Raw genomic sequence first — 22,695 nt, forward strand, 5'->3', positions numbered from 1 at the left:
TTTAGGAAATTATTTTTTTATAAACCTCTCTCACGTTTTTCCCCAATTCAAAATCGGACTACTAAATATTTAGTTTAAGAAAACTTTTTTTTGATATCTAGTAGATAATATTTCACACCAATTGTGTGAAATATTATATAAAAAAATAAAAAATATTCTATTTATAATATTTTATTGCATTTACATTAATGTTATTGAGTTGTTAATTATTAAGGTTAATATTTATAATGATTTTCATTAATAGTTAAGGGATAAATTATGAATAGATTATTTAAAATATTTACTGCGGCATTTATTCTAGGGTTGAGTGCTTATTCGTTCGCTCAAGATGTAAATTCATCTGATGATAAAATTGATTTCGGAAAAGTAGACTTTCCAGGCGGAATCAAATCAGAACCCCTTATAACTGACTATTTTGTAGACGAAAATAATGAACTACAATCTATAGCGCCAAGAATGTAAGAGTATTGCTGTTTTTTATAAAGCATATATTAAGGTTGCCTCTTCATAATAGAATAGGTAACCTTAAATCACCGCTTAGCAAATACCTTGCTATTTACCAATCTCTTTAAAACAAATAGATAATTATTTTTTTGCTAATAAACCTCTCCCCCCTAACAACCATACCTTTAAAATTTAGAACTGAGTTCTGAGACGAAAATAATTTCGTTCAGCACCAGGCAAGAATCGATTGAGTCTTGTATCATCCACGGGTTAGTCTTTGCATGTATGGCTTCGACAAGCAACCGATGAAACATTTTTAGTTGGTTACAAAAACCTTATACTATGAATGGGTTAAATGTGAAAAACATAGCCAGTCACTTAACTTGCGGCGTTAATAAACAATTTATTTATTTTTTAATATGATCCATGAATTAACTGGCATGCCAGACAGGATTGGAAGCTGTGCTCTACAGCTGAGAAATGAGCTGATTTATCTTATGATTGATAGAAATATGGCATCTTTTCTCACTCACATGTTAATAGGTGCTTGCATAAATCAATATATAGTACATCATACTGGCGAGTACTGGTTTCTAATTTTTCCCACCATAATATAGCTAAGGCTCTTTATACTAACCCAGGTAAAAAGTTATTAGTCAGCTTCGATAAAATTAGTTATTTAATCTTTATTAAATCTTTTTGCTATATTTTATCTTAGTTTTTAATGCTTATATTGATCACGCCAAAACTACTCTAAGTATTCGTTAAATAAGGAATATCTTTATTGTTAAAATAGCCTAAGAAAACGCTGTCGCTATAATCAATTTCATATAGCGACAGGCTCAAATAATTTTACTTTTAGCCAGTAATCGTTTGGGGAATTTATAGGTTAGTTATTTTTACATCCAAAACACGATATGAAAAAAAATTTTCATCACTTGAATAATCAAATTTTATTATAGTTTCCCATCTATTATCTTTTAACTCAAAAACTTTAATTTTTTCGCCATAATTATCATGGTAGCAATATTCTAGAAAATGGTTTTTATGTTCTTCAGAGGCTAAATCTTTTAATGTCAAAAAATGTTTTTTTGCTTCTATAGAATTTAATTCTGTTAGAGCGTTATTTAATTTTGCTATACAAGAATATGCTTTTTCTTTTCCCGTAGAAAAAAAGAAATCTTTTATTTTTTCCCATAAAGTTAATTGAATTGGTGAATTATTTTTTTGTATTTCTTTAATATCTCCAATACTGATCTTTTCTCTTATAAAAAAACTATTTCCAATAGATAAACTCATGATTAAATACCTACTAATTCTCTGATGTTAAACTTGTATTCTTTATAATTTAAAACAAATTAATTTTAATTAAATAAATTGTTTCATTTATACAGTATTACCCTATCTATATTCTGTGTAGTGTTCAACCAAAATTGGTTTTTATTGGCTTACCTATTGCACCAATCATGCCAGTGCCATCTTGTTTTCTATAAACCAATCAGAAAAATCTACTGCTTTTAGCCGACTGGAAACCGGTTCATCATTTTTTAGCTCAGGTTTACCTGGATTGCCTGCCAGCTTTTTTTGACTATCAGTTTTGGGCGACGACTCGATTTTCCCGGCGTGCCTGCCATAGTGATAGCTTTTCCATCCTTAATTTCGATTTACTTCAAAATAGCTACTGCGTTCGGTGGTTGTCTGTCTTAGACTAACCGCTTTTATAGTAGGAGCGGAGGTTTCAGCGTAGCATGAGATTTATCGTCAGATGATACATTTTTACTAATTGTATTAATAAATTAGCGGTATTTTTGCTACATATTTATATAAAATTCTATTAATTGCACTTTTATAGAAATTTTATTTATTTACACGAATGTTATTTAAATATTAATTATGCAAGGTGTTATAATTAATACTTTTCACTTACCCATGAAAAATAAACGACGAACAAATTACTCAAAATATTGATTGTATTTTTTCTGGCTTTTAGCTTTATCAGTATTTGCCACGCGATGGCTACACCTACACCGATATATGTTTGTCAGAATATCGTTGTCAACAAGGAAGATAGTAAACGCCATTGTTATACATTTGACACTAAGGGCCAACTCTATGACATTATTTTGCAAGATGATAATTGATTTATTTTTTACCAGATACCATACCGCCCACTTCTTAGCGACCTCAAGGCAGTTGGCCATCATTTTACCGTATTGTGATGTTTTTGATTTGCAGTAATAGCTGATAGTTTCACTTATAACCATTACTGCTATCGATGACGAAAGTCTTCCACAACGCCTATTGGATGGCTCTTGTGTCCTGCACGATGGCGCCAATATATTGATTTAAAATTAAAAATTTTAATTAATTATAATGTTATTGAAATGTTAATTTTATTAGCTATTATTAATGCTTCTTATATATCTTTAGAGAATAAATTATGAAATTATTACTTAAAACAGCTATTGTTATATCGTTTTTTGGGTTTAGCTCATTTTCCTATTGCTGATACCAATAGACCCTGGCAATGTGATGTACATACTTTACAAGGAAAAAGTGCTGAAGAAATGAAAGCTGACGCACAATGGTACAAAGAAAACTGTCTGCCACCATCAAACGACTCTACATCCCAAACTTCAAATGAAATAAATACATTCAATACGTATGGATAAATTTACTTTTTCAAATTCGTTTATCGATCTATAAATTTCTTTTATCCTTTATCGAAACGCAAAAACTGCGGCTCTAAGGTTTCGAGCTGACGTCTGAGACGGCGATTATTTCACTCAGCGTCAGCCGCCAATTAGGTGGTCTGACATCACCCACATTAATGTCTATTAATATCGATTAAGTCCAATTAGTGTGAACACTTATATAAAAAATTAAAAAAATCTATTTTTTGTTATTTTGTTGCATTTACACAAATGTTATTGAATTGTTAATAATAAGTATAAATACTAATAATGATTATTATTTACTTCCGAAGGAACAATTATGAAATCATTATTCAAAGTATTGACTATTACGTCGCTTTTAGGATTTAGCTCACTTTCTATCGCGCAATTTAAATGCAATTCAGCGAATCTTTTAATTGCAAGGACTGCTGAAGAGGAAAATGCTAGAAATCAATGGGAAAAAGAACACTGCGAATGGCAAGATATTTGTAGAAATATATCCTACGCAGAAAAAGAATTTAAGGTATGTAGTCCAACCCTTGTAAAAAAAACCAATATAGATAAAAATGATAGCATGCATTTTTCAGATTAATTTTTTTGCTTATAAATCTCGCCCGGTCTTTCCCTTAACCAAAATACTAAGTTTCTAAGGTTTCAAGCTGACGTCTGAGACGGAGATAATTTCGCTCAGCGTCAGGCGCCTATCGAGTAGTTTTACATCATCCACGCTGTTGGTAGCGGTAATATTGTCGGACTTTGCACATGCTGCTTTTACATTCAACTACTTAGTACCATTATGCAAGTTGTTAGCAAGCTTAGTAATTTCAGCTTTCGCATGAGTCAGTTCCTGTGTCCTTATAGTATCCAGTTAATGCAGTAATTTCAGTTCTTTTAAATAACTAATCTTAAGTTCTGTCACTTATCGAATTCATCCCTCAACTGATTATATTGATATTTCAGTTGAGCGTAATGATTATATAAAAACGTGAGTAATACTGAGGCTAGTATGGCGATTTATGCTATTGCTAATAACGTTTTATATCAGAAATTTGGCAGAAAATATTATTAATTCAGTTGTGACAAATGATCCAAAAACTTCAGAAAATATACAAATGTCTGACTTTTTTCTTGGTGCAATTATGAGTTCATATCAAAAGAAAATATTTTCTAATACTAAAGAAGAACTAATAAAAAAAAATAGCGCATAACCCTGGCCTGGATGGAATAGCCTATATCATGATACTGGCCGACAGAAAGGAAATTTAATATATAACTTTTCCATGATAAAACACTTGGGCCAAGAGACATCGAAACAAAAATGTAAAATTATCTGTTCCATTTAACCGCTTTTTTATTACACATAGGGCCATTAATACTTACCTTACATACCTAGATGGATAACAAAGGAAACTCAGTGTTAGTGACCTTATGTGTGGTTAAAATAAAAAAGGATCTAACGATTGTCAGTATTTATTTAGGCCAGATTTAAAAAACCGATTGTCCTTTTCTTGTTACCCTTAAATACCATGAACTAAAGCCTTAATAGTTGTTTAACATAAAACACTATTTTTCCTATGTATTATTTTTTCCTATGTCTTAGTAAGAACAGCCAATATTTAATTAAACAAAAAATAATTTGATTAACATATGAAAATTGTGTGAGGTGAGATATGTCTATTAACTACATAAAACGTAATGAAATGTTACAAACTAACGGGCAAAAGCAAAACGACACTCTGGCGCATGTATGCAATCAGAAATGAATTTCCAAGGCCAGAAAAAACAAAAAATGGAACATTTCTCGGTTGGCCAGAAAATATAGACGATGAATGAGTTAGAAGTGAAAAACAAAGCCAGTAACTTGACCCATTACTTGACCTGCGTTAATCATCAATCTATTTATTTTTGATGTAACCCATTGAAATAACTGGCACGCCCTACAGGATTCGAACCTGTGACCTACGGCTTAGAAGGCCGTTGCTCTATCCAGCTGAGCTAAGGGCGCATAGAAAAAGGCTGATTCAATAATAAAATAATGTCGTTGGATTATACGGTTGCTGAGCACTGAGTCAACGTCTTTTCAGTGACAAATGATCTATCTGCTCATTTTCTGGCTACTAATAAAACTGACAGCATCGCTTTCTTCTGACAAAATAGCAATATCGCAATGTTTTTATGGATTAACTAAATAAATGTCAGCAAAAATTATTGATGGAAAAATGATTTCCGAAACAATCAGACAGGAAGTAGCCGAAAAAGTTAAATTGAGACTTTCACTAGGCAAGCGAGCTCCCGGACTTGCAGTCATTTTGGTCGGTAATGATGCGGCTTCACAGATCTACGTCAACAGTAAACGTCGCACTTGTGAAGCGGTTGGCTTTATTTCTCGCTCATACGATTTAGCGGAAAAAACCACCGAGTCTGAACTTTTACAATTAATTGATCAACTTAATAACGATAAGGCAATTGATGGGATCCTGGTTCAATTACCGCTACCTAAGACTATTGACTATATCAAGATATTAGAGCATATCCATCCTGATAAAGATGTTGACGGTTTTCATCCTTATAACATAGGTCGCCTTTGTCAACGTGCCCCAAGATTACGACCTTGCACACCTCGCGGTATTATTACCTTACTTGAACGCTACCAAATTAATCTTCTTGGTTTAAATGCGGTTATTGTTGGTGCTTCAAATATCGTAGGCCGTCCTATGAGTCTGGAATTGCTACTTGCCGGTTGTACAACTACCGTTGCCCACCGTTTTACCACTAATTTACGTCATCATGTAGAGCAAGCTGATTTGCTAGTCGTGGCTATTGGTAAAGCAAATTTTATTCCCGGTGAATGGATAAAACCTGGTGCGATTGTTATGGATGTGGGCATTAATCGGCTAGAAAATGGAAAAGTCACCGGCGATGTCTGTTATCAAGAAGCACAACAACGCGCTAGTTGGATCACCCCTGTACCTGGTGGTGTTGGCCCAATGACGGTGGCTACACTAATGCAAAATACCTTACAAGCTTGTGAGGAATATCATGATATTCAGAATACTTACCCATAGGCGATAAAATGGAAATTTTTCATCTTGATGGCCAACCCTATATTAAATTATGTGATTTATTAAAATTGCAAGGTTGGGTCGAAAGTGGAGCCGCAGCCAAAGCGCTTATTGCCCAAGGTGAGGTAAAAGTTGATGGTGAAGTTGAAACCCGCAAACGCTGTAAAATTAGCCAAAATAATATTGTCACTTTAGCTAATAACTGCGTCATAGTTAAAGAGTAATCATTAGTTATAAAAAAATTAACAATGCCCCTTATAACGGGGCTAAATTTTTGCTTAAACTTCATTCGTTTTTAAATAATGTCTTGCTGCTTTTAAAGCTAATGAATAAATATTTTATAATATTATTCTTATCAGATAACAATGGAAATATTTTCTTCTGTTTCTGGGGCAGAAATTATTCTGGCTAAACTTTCTAATGTTTTAAAGGTACAAGAACATCTTATGTTTTGACATTGATAATAAGATTCCTTTGTTTTATTAGTTAAGTAACGGCTCGTTCTAATATGAGCGTTATTTTTACAAACTGGGCAACGCATCATATACACCTCCTAAAACTTAAGATTGTATAATTCATTTAGAGGTAAAATGATCTGTTTTCGTTATAAATCTCTACCTTTTACTTCAGTATTAACACTATTCAAATTAATATCCATTGAAAAATGGAACATCAGTTCGTTATACCAAGGTTAGATAATAAGAACCATCTATTTTTTGTTATTTTTTGTTGATTATTTGATATTTCAAGATAGTTACCACTACCTACATCACTACTTACGGTTGGCTTATTTTAAGCAACAAACGGGCGTTTTTATCCTTTTTTGTTGTGTGGTTGACGACAGATTTTTTTAACGTTAAATATTTATTTTTTTATTGTTAAATTAAAGACTCCTATAAAGAAAGGAGATTAAATTAAATCATGGACATATTAAGAGACAGGGTTATTACTAGTTGTTGGACTCGAGCTGATGCACTTAAGGTTCATTTCGATGATCCAACAACAACGCAACCCAAGGTCAGTATTGACTTTCCCGTTATGAGTGAAAAGTTGTTTATCTGGGATACCATGCCATTACGAGATCTTGACGGCAATATTGTTTCAGTGAATGGTTGGTCAATTATTTTTACGCTTACGGCAGTCAAGCAACCTGACCGATTTAAAGACAAAAATGGTAATTACGATATTGTAAAAGACTGGAATGATCGACATGGTCGAGCTCGCATGTGCTTTTGGTATGCCAAAGATAGCAAGAGTTGGCAATACGGTGGACGAGTAATGAACGATGGTGTATCACCAACTGAGCGTGAATGGGCCGGTACTCCTATTTTACTAAACGATAACGGGGATATTGATCTTTATTATACTTGTGTGACACCTGGAGCCACTATTGCTAAAGTTAGTGGTAAAGTGCAAACTGACAAAAATAGTGTAAAACTAAGTGGCTTTGACAAGGTTATTTCGCTTTTCTCTGCCGATGGTGTTTATTACCAGACAGAAGAACAGAATGAGTATTGGAATTTCCGCGATCCCTGTCCTTTTATTGATCCCAATGATGGCAATCTTTATATGGTCTTTGAAGGTAATGTCGCTGGCGACAGAGGCTCTCACATTATTTCTAGCGATGATATGGGCGATGTGCCACCAGGTTTTCAGGATGTGGGTGGTGCTAAGTATCAGGTTGGTTGCATTGGTTTTGCGGTTGCAAAAGACAGCGCAGGAAATAGTTGGGAGATACTTCCTCCCTTGATCACTGCCGTGGGTGTGAATGATCAAACTGAGCGCCCACATTTTGTGTTTAAAGATGAAAAATATTATCTTTTTACTATTAGTCATCAATACACCTATGCCGATGGTTTGAAAGGCCCGGATGGTGTTTATGGTTTTGTCAGCGATTCATTATTCGGCCCCTACACACCACTTAACGGCTCTGGGTTAGTGTTAGGTAACCCATCTTCCCAACCATTTCAAACTTACTCACATTATGTTATGCCTAATGGTCTTGTCACTTCATTTATTGATAATGTTCCTGGTCGTGGTGACAAATTTCGTGTAGGTGGTACCGAAGCGCCGACAGTTCAAATTAAAATTGTCGGAAATAGAACTTTTGTCGTCAAGCAGTTTGATTATGGCTTTATTCCACCCATAAAAAATGTGGTGGTAAGGTAGATCAAATTTACTTATATTGAGTGAAATTTAGCTCTGTTTTTTTATTATAAAATATCAAGTAAGTAATAAATATTGAGGCATGGCTTTAAAACAATTAAATCTCATTAATATACTTAACCACCTATTCCGATGGTGGTTTTAATTTCACTATAAAACAGATAAAAACTTATTGTTCTGATTATTATCAATGCCAAAAACAGATATTAGAACCATTATTTTTACCATCTTAAACATCAAATAAAACAACATTATTATCCATCAATCGTTAGCTACCGTTTAAATTAATAATGGTATGATAATCTATTCCATTATCTATTGAATTTTAACTGGAAATGTTCTATTTACTTACGACGCCATACAGTTCCTTGCGGACTATCTTCTAATATAATACCCATTCTGGTCAGTTCATCACGCGCCGAATCAGCCTGTGCCCAGAGTTTGTTTTTGCGAGCATCATTACGTTGCTTAATTAATGCCTCAATTTTTTCTATTTCAGCACTGTGAGAAACTTGTGCGCGACTTTGTAAGAATTGTTCCGGATTTTGCGTTAATAACCCTAATATATTTGCTAATTGACGTAATTGTACGGCTAACTCATTCGCCATTGCTATATCATCGACTTTCAATCGATTAATTTCTCTTGCCAAATCAAATAGCACTGAATAGGCCTCTGGCGTATTAAAATCATCATTCATGGCTGCCATAAAACGCTGCTTAAATATTTCATTATCAGCAGATTTTGCATTATTAGAATCGGTATCGCGTAAAGCGGTATAAAGACGCTCAAGTGATGTGCGAGCTTGCTTTAAATTTTCTTCGGTATAATTTAATTGACTACGATAATGCCCTGATAATAAGAAATAACGCACCGTTTCGGCATCATAATGCGCCAATACATCACGGATGGTAAAGAAATTATTTAATGATTTTGACATTTTCTCCCGATCAACCATAACCATTCCAGTATGCATCCAATAGTTTACATATGGCCCATCATGAGCACAGGTTGATTGCGCTATTTCATTTTCATGATGCGGAAACATCAAATCTGCCCCACCACCATGAATATCAAAATGTTCACCCAGTTGTTTACCATTCATGGCAGAGCATTCAATATGCCAACCTGGTCGCCCATCTCCCCAAGGAGAAGACCAACTTGGCTCATTGGGTTTGGACATTTTCCATAACACAAAATCCAATGGATTGCGCTTGGCATCAGCGACTTCAACACGCGCCCCTGCTTGTAATTGCTCAAGATCTTGGCGGGATAACAGACCGTAATCCGGATCGCTATTAATAGCGAACATGACATCGCCGTTATCGGCAATATAAGCATGGCCGCGTTTAAGTAGTCGCTCAGTCAAAGCGATAATTTCTTTAATATGATGCGTTGCACTTGGTTCAAAGTCGGGCCGTAAAATATTTAAGGCATCAAAGTCTTTATACATTTCAATCAGCATACGTGATGTTAAAGCGTCACATGTCTCATTATTTTCTGCGGCCCGCTTGATGATTTTGTCATCCACGTCAGTGATATTACGTACATAGGTCAAATCATAACCAAGATAACGCAAATAACGACTAATCACATCAAAAGCAACAAAGGTTCTGCCATGGCCGATATGGCATAAATCATAAATAGTAACACCACACACATACATACCAATTTTGCCTGGCGTAATCGGTCTAAACTCTTCTTTTTGACGACTTAGTGTATTATAAATTTTCAACATTGAGACTTTTTCCATCATCAGCGGTACTTGCGGTAAATGGTTTACTTTGATCACAAGGCGATGCAATATGCCCTTGCTACCAATAAACATTGCTATTGGAGCCCTATATTCTGAGTTATGCAACTACGCCGCGCAAGGAAATTATTCAATATTCCACAAATACTGACGTAATCAGCCCAATATGGTATAAAATAGTTGATCTACTTTAAATTGTGATTATTTGCTTTTGATTTTTACATTACATATAACGATTTATCAGGATAGTGATTATGGTAACTTTTCACACTAATTTTGGCGATATTGTCATTAAAACCTTTGATGAAAAATCGCCAATAACGGTAAAAAATTTTTTAAGCTATTGTCGTGATGGATTTTACGATAATACGATTTTTCATCGCGTTATTAATGGTTTTATGATCCAAGGTGGCGGTTTTGAACCTGGAATGCAGCAAAAAACGACTAAGGATCCAATAAAAAATGAAGCGAATAACGGCTTAAAAAATAACCGTGGCACTCTTGCGATGGCTAGAACCAATGATCCCCATTCAGCAACAGCACAGTTCTTTATTAATGTTGTCGACAACGACTTTCTAAATTTCCGTTCAGAGCAGGAAAGTGGTTGGGGTTATTGTGTCTTTGGGGAAGTGGTTGAAGGAATGGATATTGTTGATAAAATTAAAGGGGTCGATACAGGTCGTAGTGGCTTACATCAAGATGTACCAATTAAAGATGTTATCATTCAACGCGTAACAGTTAACGAATAATTACAAACTATGGCAATCTTATTTATTGCTGACTTGCATTTAAGTGAAAAAGAGCCGGCTATCACTGCCGGTTTCCTGCATTTCTTACGCGAACAAGCGAGTCAAGCTAAGGCTTTGTATATTTTAGGTGATTTTTTTGATTATTGGATCGGTGATGATGATCCCAGCCTACTACATGAAGCAATAGCGCAGGAACTCAAAGAACTACAAAGTAAAGGCGTCCCTTGCTACTTTATTCATGGTAATCGTGATTTTTTACTGGGTAAAAAATTTGCCAAAGAAAGTGGCATGACCTTATTACCGGCGGAGAAAGTGTTAACACTACATGGCCATCATATCCTCATTTTACATGGTGATACGCTTTGTACTGATGATATTTCCTATCAGCGTTATCGAAAACGAGTATATAATCGCTGGTTACAACGGCTATTTTTAGCGCTTCCCTTATCAACCCGCCACCGTATCGCTGAAAGAATGCGTAAGAATAGCCAATCTGCCACCCGACTTAAGCCAGAATACATTACAGATGTCAATGAACAAGCGGTAATTGAAAAATTTCGGAAATATCAAGTCGATTGGATGATCCACGGCCATACGCATCGTCCGGCGATCCATGAAATTAATGTTAATGGTAAAATATTACACCGAGCAGTGTTAGGTGCCTGGGATCAAAATGGCTCAGTGATCAAAATAACGCCTAAAGCTATTGAGTTGCTTCATTTTCCTTTTTATTAACATTTCCCATCTCAGTATAATCCTGCGATGAAAAAACTAGGCAAACGTTTTCCTTCTTTATTGGCCATGATATGATCTCACTTAATTTGCCATCAATAAATGACTTAAAGCAGGAGCAACAAATTAATGATCGCTCAATTTGATGCACAAAAATCGTCACATTCTAGCCCCAAAATTGCCATCGTTATGGGTTCCAAAAGCGACTGGAGCACGATGAAATATGCTGCCGATATACTCTGCGAACTCACACTATCTCATCACGTAGAAATTGTTTCTGCTCATCGCACGCCAGATAAACTCTTCAAATTTGCTGAACAAGCAAAAGAAAAAGGATTTCAGGTTATCATTGCTGGTGCTGGTGGAGCCGCACATTTACCCGGTATGCTAGCGGCTAAAACGTTAATTCCTGTTTTTGGCGTCCCTGTCGTAACCGCGACGCTTAATGGTATTGATAGTCTTTATTCAATCGTGCAAATGCCAAAGGGTATTCCGGTGGCTACTTTTGCAATTGGTAAAGCAGGGGCAGCGAATGCAGCATTATTGGCAGCCCAATTCCTAGCTGGCACAGATAGTGAGCTTTATAAGCGTTTATTAAACTGGCGTTTAAAACAAACTAATGATGTCTTAAGCCATCCCGATCCGCGGGAGGTGGAATGAAACCGATTTGCGTCCTTGGTAATGGCCAGTTAGGCCGCATGTTACGTCAAGCCGGAGAGCCGTTAGGGATTAGCGTCTATCCTATCGGTATCGATGATAAATTAGAGACGATTCCTTATCAACACAGCATCATAACAGCCGAAATTGAACGCTGGCCAGAAACGCCGCTTACATGTGAATTAGCTCGCCAGCCTAGTTTTATTAATCGCGATATCTTCCCGCAATTGGCCGACCGGTTGCCACAAAAACAGCTACTAGATTCTTTATCGTTAACGACGGCGCCCTGGCAACTCCTTAGTAATCAAACACAATGGCCACAATTATTTACCGCGTTAGGCGATTTTGTTATTGTTAAATGTCGTACTGGTGGTTATGACGGCCGTGGGCAATGGCGTATCACACCTGACAATCTATCAATACTACCCGCTGAAATTTATGGCCAGGCGATTGTTGAAAAAGCGATTCCCTTTTCAGGTGAAGTTTCACTTGTTGGTGCACGTAATATAAATGGCCAATGTGTCTTTTACCCACTAACATATAATCTGCATCAAGAGGGCATGCTACGCGCCAGTATCGCTTTTCCTCAGCCTGATAAAAAATTGCAAACACAGGCAGAACTGATGCTGTCGACCATTATGACAACATTAAATTATGTCGGTGTGATGGCAATGGAATGTTTTATTTTAAATGATAAATTACTCATTAACGAATTAGCGCCAAGGGTTCATAATAGTGGTCATTGGACGCAAAATGGCGCTTCTATTAGTCAATTTGAACTCCATCTGCGGGCCATTTCAAACCTGCCAATTCCTACCCCTAATATAGATACTACGGCCATCATGATTAATTTGATAGGTACAGCATTAAATCCTGCATGGTTGTCACTACCTTTGGTTCATCTACATTGGTATGAAAAAGATGTTCGCCCAGCGCGTAAAGTAGGCCATCTAAATTTGTGTAGTAATAACTGGCAAGCGATGAATAACTCACTAAAGACAATACAACCCTTACTTCCTAATGAATATCAGGATAGTATTGCATGGCTACACACAAAATTAATACATGCCCAACGACATAATGGGTAAAAATAAAAACAACTACTATGTTGAATAAACCAGTATATTGTTAAGCTGACTGTTTTCATGCAATAGTTGTCTGCTCTGGAGTTATAATGCCTGCACAACAACAAATGTTTGGTCCTGTTTATCCATGGTATATGTTACTTTTACTGGGATTAATTTACTTCTTATCAACAGCAACCACTTTTACTTCGCTGGGTGTCGTACTACCTAGCATGATTAACGAATTCAATTGGAACTGGGCAGAAGCAGGACTTGGATTTACAATCTTAGGATTAACCTGTGGTTTATCAAGCTATTTACCAACCTTAATGATCCGCAAGTTGGGTCTTAGAATAACACTATTATTTGGCCTCGCTATTTTTACTCTTGGCTTTTATTACCTATATTCTACAACCAGTTTATTTGAGTATTTTTCCGGTACCGCCCTATTAGGTATTGGCTTTACATTTTTAGCAACAGTACCTGGTACTTATGTTATTTCTCGATTGTTTGAAAAACAATCGCTCGCTTTTGGCTTTTACTTTACTATTGGTGGCTTAGGCGGCGTGGTCGGCCCTTGGATCTATTTTTTGGCAACACGTGTCTGGGGTTCATGGCGCATACATTGGGTCATTTCAGCGCTTTGTTTGGCCATTGTTGTCTTTATCACACTATTAACTTTACGCGAAGGCCAGCGTGAAATTTCACATGCCAAAGCGATCGCTGACAAGTTGACACAACACTCTTCTGAAACAATCTACAAAACGAAAGAAATATGGACCGCCAGTGGCGCACTACGCACCTGGCAATTTTATATCATTGCCGCTAGCTATACCGCCTTCCTTTGGTGTGGCATTACCGTTAATAGCTTTGCCGTTGCCCACATCATAGAACAAGGCTTTAGCGAAACAATAGCCGCAGGTTCTTTAAGTGTAATGGCTTTTATCAATGCCTTCTCTCGCCTGGCTGGCGGGGCGGTCGGCGAGCAATTAGAACCAAAAAAATTATTAATAAGCAGCCTAATAATTATTATTTGTGGACTTATTGCTCTCAGTATTGCGACAACTTGGCTATGGCTAATTCTATTTACGCTTGGTGTTGGTATCGGTTATGGCATGACCTTTCTAGCATCAAGCGTTTTACTGGCTAACTATTTTGGCCGAGGTCCATACCTAGAACTTTTTTCTGTCATGAATTTACTCTCTACTTGCGCCTGTTTTGCCCCCTTCTTCGGCGGAATAATAAAGGATTATACAGCCAGTTTTACGCCTGCATTTTTAATTATTGCGCTTCCTGTTTTCGTCATTTTATTATTAACACTATTAATGAAACCGCCAGTACAACGAGTAGCTCAAAATTACAAATTGTAATTAAAAACATTCTTATTTTACTTATTTAGCGCTTTATCTGTTGGCATTAAGAATCAATACTAATAGCTAGCCTGATAATTTTATTGAGATCGTAAACCATGAAAAAAGTGATTTTTATTACTGGAACTTCAAGTGGTATTGGATTATGCGCTGCCAAAATTTTGCTAAGCAAAGGTTATCGAATATTAGCCGGTTGTCGGAAAGAAGCCGATTTAATTGCCATGAAAACACTAGGCTTTGAACCGATTAAAATTGATATGAATAATGCAGAAAGTGTCAAACAAGCCGCTCAACAAGTTATTGAATTAACTAATGGCCGATTATATGCCTTATTTAACAATGCTGGTTATGGTGTCTATGGCTCACTTAGTACCATTAGCCGACAACAACTAGAACAGCAGTTTTCCACTAATTTTTTTAGTATCCACCAGCTTACCACTTTATTGTTACCGGCTATGCTTCCTCATGGCGAAGGGCGTATTATTCAAACCAGTTCTGTATTAGGAATTGTCTCTTCTGCTGGCCGTGGTGCCTATGCGGCAAGTAAACATGCTTTAGAGGCTTGGTCAGATGCCCTACGGCTTGAATTAAAAGGATCAAGGGTACATGTTTGTATTATCGAACCTGGGCCAATTAAGACACGTTTTACTGATAACGTCGATCAAACCAACAAAGATAATCCAGTTAAAAATCCGACTATTGCTGTAAAGCTAGCATTAACGCCAGAACACGTTGTCAAACGACTACTCCATGCACTGGAAAGTTCTAAACCAAAAATTCGCTATCGGGTGACACTACTAACTTACGCTATTACCTTTATGAAACGTCTTTTACCTGATCGATTGATGGATAGATTTTTAACATAGCAAATCCCTTTTCCCCCTTGAAATAACCAATTTTGATCTTATTTTATAGGGATTACAGAAAACATAATTTAAGAGAACCACCATGCTAGCAACTGCTTATGCCATCGACGTAAATGAATCTAATCTGCAACAAGTCATTGAAAAATCAATGACACAACCGGTTGTTTTCTATTTTTGGTCATCACAAAGTCCACATTGCCAAGCACTTGGAGCCACCCTGGATAAATTAGCGGCTGAGTACGCAGGCCAATTCACCCTCGCCAAGGTCAATTGTGATACAGAGCAAATGGTTGCCGCTCAATTCGGATTAAGAGCAATTCCAACCGTTTATTTATTACAACAAGGCCAACCGATTGATGGTTTTCAAGGACCGCAATCTGAAGAATTTATCCGCGATATGTTAACCCATGTCCTGCCGACGGCAGAAGAATTAAAAACTGCTCAGGCGATTGAGTTAATGGCCGCTGGAAAAACCGCTGAAGCTTTGCCATTGTTAAAAGAAGCCCATCAACTAGCTCCTAATAATAGTGAAATTAGTTTAACCTATGCAGAAGCATTGATTAGCCTCAACCAATTAGATGAAAGCCAGAAAATTTTGAACACCGTTGCTATTCAAGATCAAGATAGCCGTTATCAAGGTTTATTAGCCCAAATTGAACTACAAAAAAAAGCCGCGGATACACCGGAAATTCAGCAATTACAAGAGACGTTTGCTCAACAGCCAGAAAACACGGAATTAGCCGTACAGCTAACACTTAAACTACATGAAGTAAATAGAAATGAAGAAGCATTAGAAATTTTACTAACCTTTCTTAAGAAAGATTTGTCGGCAGGAAACGGTTCGGTGAAAAAAACGATGATGGATATTTTATCTGCTTTAGGCCCTAGTGATCCTTTAACAAATCGCTACCGTCATCAAATTTACTCACTACTTTATTAACATCAACCAGCATCAACCAGGAAAAACGCGATGGACTTATTTTCTTTCAGTGCCATACCTATCATTATTTTTGTCGCTATTGTCATTGTCTTAACTTGTGTCAAAACCGTGCCACAAGGCTTTCAATGGACGGTTGAACGTTTTGGCCGTTATACCCGTACACTATTACCGGGATTACATTTCATTGTCCCCTTTATGGATAAAATAGGGCGAAAAATCAATATGATGGAACGCGTTTTCGACATTCCTTCGCAAGAAGTTATTTCTAAAGATAATGCTAATGTCACAATTGATGCGGTCTGTTTTATTCAAGTTGTCGACCCTGTTCGCGCTGCATACGAAGTAAATAATCTTGAATTATCAGTGATTAATCTCACCATGACCAATATTCGTACGGTATTAGGGGCCATGGAACTCGATGAAATTTTGTCTCAACGGGATATTATCAATAGTCGTTTATTGCATATTGTTGATGAAGCCACGAATACCTGGGGATTAAAGATTACTCGGATAGAAATCCGTGATGTAAGGCCGCCGAAAGAATTAATTAATGCAATGAATGCCCAAATGAAAGCAGAAAGAACCAAGCGCGCCGATATTCTTGAGGCTGAAGGGGTACGCCAAGCTGCTATCCTAAAGGCTGAAGGTGAAAAACAGTCACAAATTTTAAAAGCTGAAGGTGAACGTCAATCGGCTTTTCTACATGCTGAAGCAAGAGAGCGCGCCGCAGAAGCTGAAGCCAAGGCAACCCAAATGGTCTCTAATGCCATTGCCAATGGTGATATGCAGGCAATAAATTATTTTATCGCTCAAAAATATACCGAAGCGCTAACCAATATTGGTAAGGCGGATAATAGCAAAGTGATTATGATGCCGCTTGAAGCAAGTAATTTAATGGGCGCCATTGGCGGCATCAGTGAACTATTTCAAGAAAACAAAAAACGCGATAGCCAAAAAAGCAATCAAACATAAATAGAGGTGTTAAACGATGCTTGAGCAAATAATTGCGCAACCAGCCTGGTTTTGGCTCTGTTTAGGTGGATTACTGCTAATTGCTGAACTACTCGGTGCCGGTGGTTATCTACTCTGGTCTGGCGTTGCCGCCGTTATTATGGCGTTTATGACCTGGCTTATACCCGAAATGAGTTGGGATTGGCAAGGTCTATTATTTGCCATTATGATTATTCTTTCTGTATTGGGTTGGCGTAAACGGCTTAGTATACGTAATAAAACATTGTCCGATGAACCTAATCAAAAGCAACATCAATTAATTGGCATAAAAGCACGTTTAATTTCAGATACTAATAATGGCTATAGCAGAATACGACTGGCTGATGGTAGCTGGCGTGTTTTTTGTTCTGAGCAATTATCAGCTAATACTGAAGTCGAAGTGATCGATGTCGATGGTATTACACTAAAAGTCAAACCAGTTTGCTCTAATCAACATGATGACCAACCAGATGATCAATAATCGGGCATTTTGCATTGTTATCCCCCGGACACGATGCAACCAATGCAAGTAAGCTATTTCGGATCAGATTAAGATCGGTAATGTTTTTTTCAATTTCACTAATTTTATTTAACGTCGCCGTTTTTATATCCGCACTGTGGCGACGTGGGTTACGGAAAAGTTCAAGTAATTGCCGACACTCTTTCAACGTAAATCCAACCGCTCTAGCCTGCTTTAATAAGGTTAATTCATCTAAATGAGCAGGTTGATAATGGCGATAGCCATTTTCACTTCTCGTTGGCGGAGTAATTAATGACTTTTCCTCATAAAAGCGAATTGTTTTGGCACTTAATCCCGTTTTCTCTGCCACTTGAGTAATATTCATCATTTCACCTTGACCTTACCCTTACTAGAGGGTTTAACCTTTATCATCATTTAGGTTATTTCAGCCATAATGTTAGGACGTAATTAGCATTATACCAATTAATTTATTGTATGCATTAGGAGAGTCAATTATGCCTAATTTTACCATTCTAGCGCTACAAGGACTGACTTGCTCCAATTGTATTAACAAGCTAACGAAAGCGCTAGAAGCACGGCAAGACATACAACAAGTTGCCGTTACACTTGATTATGCCAAAATTACCGGTTCTGCATCAGTAGATGACATTATTAAAACCATAGAGCAAGCCGGTTACCAAGGCAAAGTAGCCACAAAGCCCGATATTATACTACAGCTTGCAGGGCTCAATTGCCGCAACTGTGTCAATAAAACACAAAAAACACTGGAAAATATCAGCGGTGTTGGCGCCGCAATAGTGACCACTCAAGCAGCCCAAATTTTTGGTAGCGCCGATCCGGCAACGCTAATTGCTGCAGTTAAGGCTCTTGGCTACCAAGCAACATTGGAAACCAAAATCCCTCCTTCAATTCACCAACAATCAGCTACATCTTCGCCGGAGATAGCCCATACTGCTAGTAAACAAACTACATTGAATCAGCTTGAGAAACCAAATATTGATAGTGACGCGATACAATTACTCATCAATGGTATGAGTTGCGCCAGTTGCGTTAACAAAGTACATAAAGCGCTACTTAGTACGCCAGGCGTACAAAATGCTCAGGTTAATTTAGCCGAACGCAGTGCCTTGATCACTGGACAAGCTCAACATCAGGCATTAATTCAAGCGGTACAAAAAGCCGGTTACGATGCCGAAATCATTGACAATGAAATGGAACATCGAGAAAAACAACAACAGTTCACCAAGGACTCTATACGCAAATTTCGTTGGCAAGCAGCTTTAGCGCTACTAGTTGGTATTGCCTTGATGATTTGGGGCATGATTGGCAACAATATGATGTTAAATGAAAAAAATCAATTGAGCTGGCTGCTTATTGGGCTAGTCACGCTAATTCTCATGATGTTGACTGGTGGCCATTTTTATTACAACGCTTGGAGAAGTCTAAAAAATGGCAGTGCCACAATGGATACTCTCGTTGCCCTGGGAACAAGCACCGCCTGGCTATATTCAATTAGCGTTAATTTGTGGCCAGATAAATTTCCTATCCCAGCTCGTCATCTTTACTATGAAGCTAGTCTAATGATTATTGGCTTAATTAATCTTGGACATGCATTAGAACAAGGGGCGCGTCAACGCTCATCAAACGCCTTAAGACGATTACTTGATCTCACACCACCCACTGCTCTGGTTATTAGTGAAAAGGGTGAAAATAGAGTGCCACTGTCTCAAGTTGAACAAGGTATGCTATTACGTCTGACTAGCGGTGATCGTATTCCTGTTGACGGTGAGCTGACTTATGGTGAAATTTGGCTAGATGAATCAATGTTAACTGGCGAAGCTGTTGCACAATATAAGACCGTAGGTGAAAAAGTACATGCAGGAACGGTGGTACAAGATGGTACAGCATTATTACGCGTCTCGGCAGTCGGTCAACATACTACCTTAGCGCGTATCATTAAATTAGTACGCCAAGCTCAAAGCAGCAAGCCAGCAATAGGACAATTGGCCGATAAAATTGCCGCTATTTTCGTCCCTAGTGTGATTATGATAGCCTTAGTTGCCGGGACTATCTGGTATTTCTTTGGTCCATCACCACAAATCAGTTATGCATTAATTGTCACCACTAGTGTACTCATAATCGCCTGCCCGTGTGCCCTGGGTCTGGCAACACCAATGTCAATTATTGCTGGTGTCGCACGTGCCGCGGAATACGGTGCTTTAATACGCGATGCTGAAGCTTTACAACAAGCTAGCAACCTAGATACCCTGGTTTTCGATAAAACCGGCACATTGACGATAGGTAAACCTGAAGTTATAGAAATTCATACTTTTAATCAATTTGAGCAATCCCAAGTACTGACCCTTGCTGGCGCACTTGAAAAAGGCGCTAATCATCCATTAGCCAATGCGATTTTAGCGAAGAGTGTTGGGTTATCACTACCCGCAGTAAATCAGTTTCGTACGTTAGCCGGCGCTGGAGTGAAAGGGGAAATCGACAATAAAACGATTTTGTTAGGCACTCAAGCTTTGATGTCACAATATTCGATTAGCAGCCAACAAGTTGATCAATTAATCGCTGAACAGTCCAATAAAAGGATCACACCGGTCTTACTGGCGGTTGATAATCAATTAGCGGCTCTATTTTCTATTCGCGATCCGCTACGAGAAACTGCCACTAGCGCGTTACAACAGCTACATAAGCAAAAATATCAATTGATAATGTTAACCGGCGATAACCCAATCACCGCTAATGCCATTGCCAAAGAATTGGACATCGACCAAGTGATTGCTGGTGTATTGCCTGATCAAAAAGCAGCCGTTATAGCACAATTACAAAAAAGTGGTCATAAAGTTGCCATGATTGGGGATGGCATTAATGACGCCCCTGCTTTAGCCCGTGCTGATGTTGGTATTGCGATGGGGAGTGGTAGCGATATTGCAATTGAAACAGCCGCTATCACTTTAATCAATCATAACTTACTTAGTGTTGCTGATGCTTTGCAAATTGCCCAAGGAACGCTGCGTAATATGAAACAAAATCTGTTTGGCGCCTTTATTTACAACGCGTTAAGCATCCCAATCGCAGCTGGTCTATTTTATCCATTTACTGGAACCTTACTAAATCCGGTTATTGCTAGTGTCGCTATGGCATTGTCATCAATTACTGTTGTTAGTAATGCAAATCGTTTATTACGATTTAAACCTAAGCAATAAATTATCACTCGCCAGTTAACAAAATGGTGACTAAAACTCAGTTACCTTTTTTTACAAAAGTATAGAAAGTCTTGTACTGGATGATTAAAAACAGCTAACCTACTAAACTGGCAATGAGGAATTTTTGCGTTAAGGGGAAGTGAAGAATGATAGCGCCTATATTATCTAGGCTAAAAAAATATTTGATTGCCAATAAGACTAAACATTATCCTTATCCTGCTTATGATATTAGCTTGGCTGGAAATATTCACCTGCATCTTATTGGTAGTATTCATATGGCCAGCAAAAATATGTTTCCGCTACCTCCAATTCTTATAAACAAACTAAATCAATGCGACGCTTTAATCACTGAGGCTGATATTACCGATACAGTGCCTCTCTTGACTAACAATCCTGCAATCCCTTACCCCCCGGTCAAACAGCGACTTTCGCCCACACTTTATCTAAAATTTAAAGATTATTGCCAAGAAATCAAAATTCACGATGAGCAATTAGATAGACTTGCCGCCTGGCAAATTGCTTTGATCTTACAAGCCAATCAAGCTCAATATTTAGGATTACTCCCTCAATACGGGATAGATTATCAACTGCTGCTAGCTGCCCGGCAACAGCAGAAACCAATCATTGAACTAGAAGGCGCAGCCTCTCAAATCGAGCTACTCATGAATTTACCTAACAATGGGCAGTCTTTATTGGAAGATACGCTGACATATTGGCGATCTAATGCCCGTTCGTTACAAATAATGTTAAGTTGGTGGATGAATTTCAAACCTGAGCTTGATTTAAAATTACCAAAAACTTTTCGTGACGACGTTTATCAATTATTAATGCGAGAACGTAACTTATTATGGTGTCAAAAGTTAAAGAAATTGCCAGCGGGTCATTATGTTGTGGCCGTTGGCGCCTTACATTTATATGGCGATAATAATCTTGCTAGCTTATTTAAACAACAAATCGACTAATTCTATCCCATTTTTTATTTAAGCTACATTGCCAAGCAAAATAATAAAATGTCCATTTAACTGTTAACTATAACTTTATATAAAATAAGGTTTTTATATGACTCCAGCTATTAACTTATTGGAAAAGAAGAGAATCAAATATACGTTACATAGCTATAAGCATGATGCGCATATATATCATTTCGGCCAAGAAGCGGTAGAAAAATTGGGGCTTGATGCCAGACAAGTATTTAAAACACTACTGGTGGCGTTAAATGGAGATAATAAACATCTGGTGGTTGCTATCACACCGGTATCAGGACAACTTAATTTGAAACAGGTTGCCAGCAAATTTAACGCCAAAAAAGCAGAAATGGCCGAGCCGCAAATCGCACAAAAAACAACGGGCTATTTATTAGGCGGAATAAGTCCACTAGGGCAAAAAAAATGTCTGCCAACAATTATTGATGAACAAGCCAAGCAATTTGCAACTATTTATATTTCAGGCGGAAAAAGGGGACTAGATATTGAACTTGCTCCCAACGATTTAGCTCATTTATTAAATGCAATCTTTGCCGATATAAAAAAGTGA

The 22,695-nt window shown here is 37.4% G+C and carries 21 protein-coding genes and 1 tRNA gene; 17 read left to right on the forward strand and 5 right to left on the reverse strand.

What is annotated here, in order from left to right:
* The first annotated feature begins 258 nt into the window (after positions 1-258).
* Positions 259-462 carry a hypothetical protein gene (locus QE177_RS10955; RefSeq protein WP_280549585.1) on the forward strand — a complete coding sequence of 68 codons (204 nt, stop codon included), beginning with the start codon at positions 259-261 and terminating at the stop codon, positions 460-462.
* A gap of 864 nt (positions 463-1,326) precedes the next feature.
* On the opposite strand, the gene QE177_RS10960 is transcribed toward QE177_RS10955, so the two are convergent.
* Positions 1,327-1,743: a hypothetical protein gene (locus tag QE177_RS10960; protein ID WP_280549587.1), complete on the reverse strand. Its 417-nt coding sequence runs from the start codon at positions 1,741-1,743 to the stop codon at positions 1,327-1,329.
* 1,695 nt (positions 1,744-3,438) lie between these two features.
* Here QE177_RS10960 and QE177_RS10965 point away from each other — a divergent pair.
* A complete protein-coding gene (locus QE177_RS10965) occupies positions 3,439-3,711 on the forward strand; it encodes a hypothetical protein (protein WP_280549589.1) in 273 nt (90 codons plus the stop codon).
* Between the two features lie 1,336 nt (positions 3,712-5,047).
* Here QE177_RS10965 and QE177_RS10975 read toward each other — a convergent pair.
* Positions 5,048-5,124 (reverse strand) — tRNA-Arg (locus tag QE177_RS10975).
* 187 nt (positions 5,125-5,311) lie between these two features.
* Between QE177_RS10975 and folD the strand changes: the two genes are divergently transcribed.
* Together folD and ybcJ are read left to right on the forward strand one after the other, a co-directional pair.
* A complete protein-coding gene (gene folD / locus QE177_RS10980) occupies positions 5,312-6,184 on the forward strand; it encodes a bifunctional methylenetetrahydrofolate dehydrogenase/methenyltetrahydrofolate cyclohydrolase FolD (protein ID WP_280549591.1) in 873 nt (290 codons plus the stop codon).
* Positions 6,185-6,192: 8 nt separating this feature from the next.
* Positions 6,193-6,405, forward strand: a complete 213-nt coding sequence (gene ybcJ / locus QE177_RS10985) for a ribosome-associated protein YbcJ (protein WP_280549593.1) — start codon at positions 6,193-6,195, stop codon at positions 6,403-6,405.
* A 131-nt stretch (positions 6,406-6,536) separates the two neighbouring features.
* Here the strand turns inward: ybcJ and QE177_RS10990 are convergent, their stop codons facing one another.
* Entirely contained in the window at positions 6,537-6,725 is a 189-nt protein-coding gene (locus tag QE177_RS10990) for an ogr/Delta-like zinc finger family protein (RefSeq protein ID WP_280549596.1), read from the reverse strand.
* A gap of 377 nt (positions 6,726-7,102) precedes the next feature.
* Between QE177_RS10990 and QE177_RS10995 the strand changes: the two genes are divergently transcribed.
* On the forward strand, positions 7,103-8,350 hold the full coding sequence (locus tag QE177_RS10995; protein ID WP_280549598.1) for a glycoside hydrolase family 68 protein: 1,248 nt from the start codon (positions 7,103-7,105) through the stop codon (positions 8,348-8,350).
* 341 nt (positions 8,351-8,691) lie between these two features.
* Here the strand turns inward: QE177_RS10995 and cysS are convergent, their stop codons facing one another.
* Entirely contained in the window at positions 8,692-10,083 is a 1,392-nt protein-coding gene (cysS, locus tag QE177_RS11000; protein WP_280552272.1) for a cysteine--tRNA ligase, read from the reverse strand.
* Between the two features lie 269 nt (positions 10,084-10,352).
* Between cysS and ppiB the strand changes: the two genes are divergently transcribed.
* The 9 genes from ppiB to QE177_RS11045 all read left to right on the forward strand — a co-directional run bounded on the left by ppiB (position 10,353) and on the right by QE177_RS11045 (position 17,947).
* Positions 10,353-10,847, forward strand: a complete 495-nt coding sequence (gene ppiB / locus QE177_RS11005) for a peptidylprolyl isomerase B (RefSeq protein WP_280549600.1) — start codon at positions 10,353-10,355, stop codon at positions 10,845-10,847.
* Between the two features lie 9 nt (positions 10,848-10,856).
* Positions 10,857-11,582: a UDP-2,3-diacylglucosamine diphosphatase gene (gene lpxH / locus QE177_RS11010; protein ID WP_280549601.1), complete on the forward strand. Its 726-nt coding sequence runs from the start codon at positions 10,857-10,859 to the stop codon at positions 11,580-11,582.
* 126 nt (positions 11,583-11,708) lie between these two features.
* The gene (gene purE / locus QE177_RS11015) at positions 11,709-12,239 is read left to right on the forward strand and encodes a 5-(carboxyamino)imidazole ribonucleotide mutase (protein ID WP_280549603.1); all 531 of its coding nucleotides are present in this window, start codon (positions 11,709-11,711) and stop codon (positions 12,237-12,239) included.
* Positions 12,236-13,324 (forward strand): 5-(carboxyamino)imidazole ribonucleotide synthase, encoded by a 1,089-nt coding sequence (gene purK / locus QE177_RS11020; RefSeq protein ID WP_280549605.1) that lies wholly within the window; start codon positions 12,236-12,238, stop codon positions 13,322-13,324. The genes purE and purK overlap by 4 nt, the downstream gene beginning before the upstream one ends.
* An 86-nt stretch (positions 13,325-13,410) precedes the next feature.
* Positions 13,411-14,670: an MFS transporter gene (locus QE177_RS11025; RefSeq protein ID WP_280549607.1), complete on the forward strand. Its 1,260-nt coding sequence runs from the start codon at positions 13,411-13,413 to the stop codon at positions 14,668-14,670.
* 98 nt (positions 14,671-14,768) lie between these two features.
* Entirely contained in the window at positions 14,769-15,536 is a 768-nt protein-coding gene (locus QE177_RS11030) for an SDR family oxidoreductase (RefSeq protein WP_280549609.1), read from the forward strand.
* Positions 15,537-15,618: 82 nt separating this feature from the next.
* Positions 15,619-16,476, forward strand: coding sequence for a co-chaperone YbbN (locus QE177_RS11035; RefSeq protein ID WP_280549610.1), 858 nt, complete (start codon positions 15,619-15,621; stop codon positions 16,474-16,476).
* A gap of 30 nt (positions 16,477-16,506) precedes the next feature.
* A complete protein-coding gene (locus QE177_RS11040) occupies positions 16,507-17,448 on the forward strand; it encodes an SPFH domain-containing protein (RefSeq protein ID WP_280549612.1) in 942 nt (313 codons plus the stop codon).
* A 16-nt stretch (positions 17,449-17,464) separates the two neighbouring features.
* Positions 17,465-17,947: an NfeD family protein gene (locus QE177_RS11045; RefSeq protein WP_280549614.1), complete on the forward strand. Its 483-nt coding sequence runs from the start codon at positions 17,465-17,467 to the stop codon at positions 17,945-17,947.
* Here the strand turns inward: QE177_RS11045 and cueR are convergent.
* The gene (cueR, locus tag QE177_RS11050) at positions 17,913-18,311 is read right to left on the reverse strand and encodes a Cu(I)-responsive transcriptional regulator (protein ID WP_280552273.1); all 399 of its coding nucleotides are present in this window, start codon (positions 18,309-18,311) and stop codon (positions 17,913-17,915) included. The genes QE177_RS11045 and cueR overlap by 35 nt on opposite strands.
* Before the next feature lie 130 nt (positions 18,312-18,441).
* On the opposite strand from cueR, the gene copA reads away from it, so the two are divergent.
* The 3 genes from copA (at position 18,442) to ybaK (ending at position 22,695) form a co-directional block, all read left to right on the forward strand.
* On the forward strand, positions 18,442-21,162 hold the full coding sequence (gene copA, locus QE177_RS11055; protein WP_280549616.1) for a copper-exporting P-type ATPase CopA: 2,721 nt from the start codon (positions 18,442-18,444) through the stop codon (positions 21,160-21,162).
* A 146-nt stretch (positions 21,163-21,308) separates the two neighbouring features.
* The gene (locus QE177_RS11060; protein WP_280549618.1) at positions 21,309-22,124 is read left to right on the forward strand and encodes a TraB/GumN family protein; all 816 of its coding nucleotides are present in this window, start codon (positions 21,309-21,311) and stop codon (positions 22,122-22,124) included.
* Between the two features lie 97 nt (positions 22,125-22,221).
* On the forward strand, positions 22,222-22,695 hold the full coding sequence (gene ybaK, locus QE177_RS11065) for a Cys-tRNA(Pro)/Cys-tRNA(Cys) deacylase YbaK (protein WP_280549620.1): 474 nt from the start codon (positions 22,222-22,224) through the stop codon (positions 22,693-22,695).

It is taken from the genome of Arsenophonus sp. aPb (assembly GCF_029873475.1).
Classification (GTDB): domain Bacteria; phylum Pseudomonadota; class Gammaproteobacteria; order Enterobacterales; family Enterobacteriaceae; genus Arsenophonus.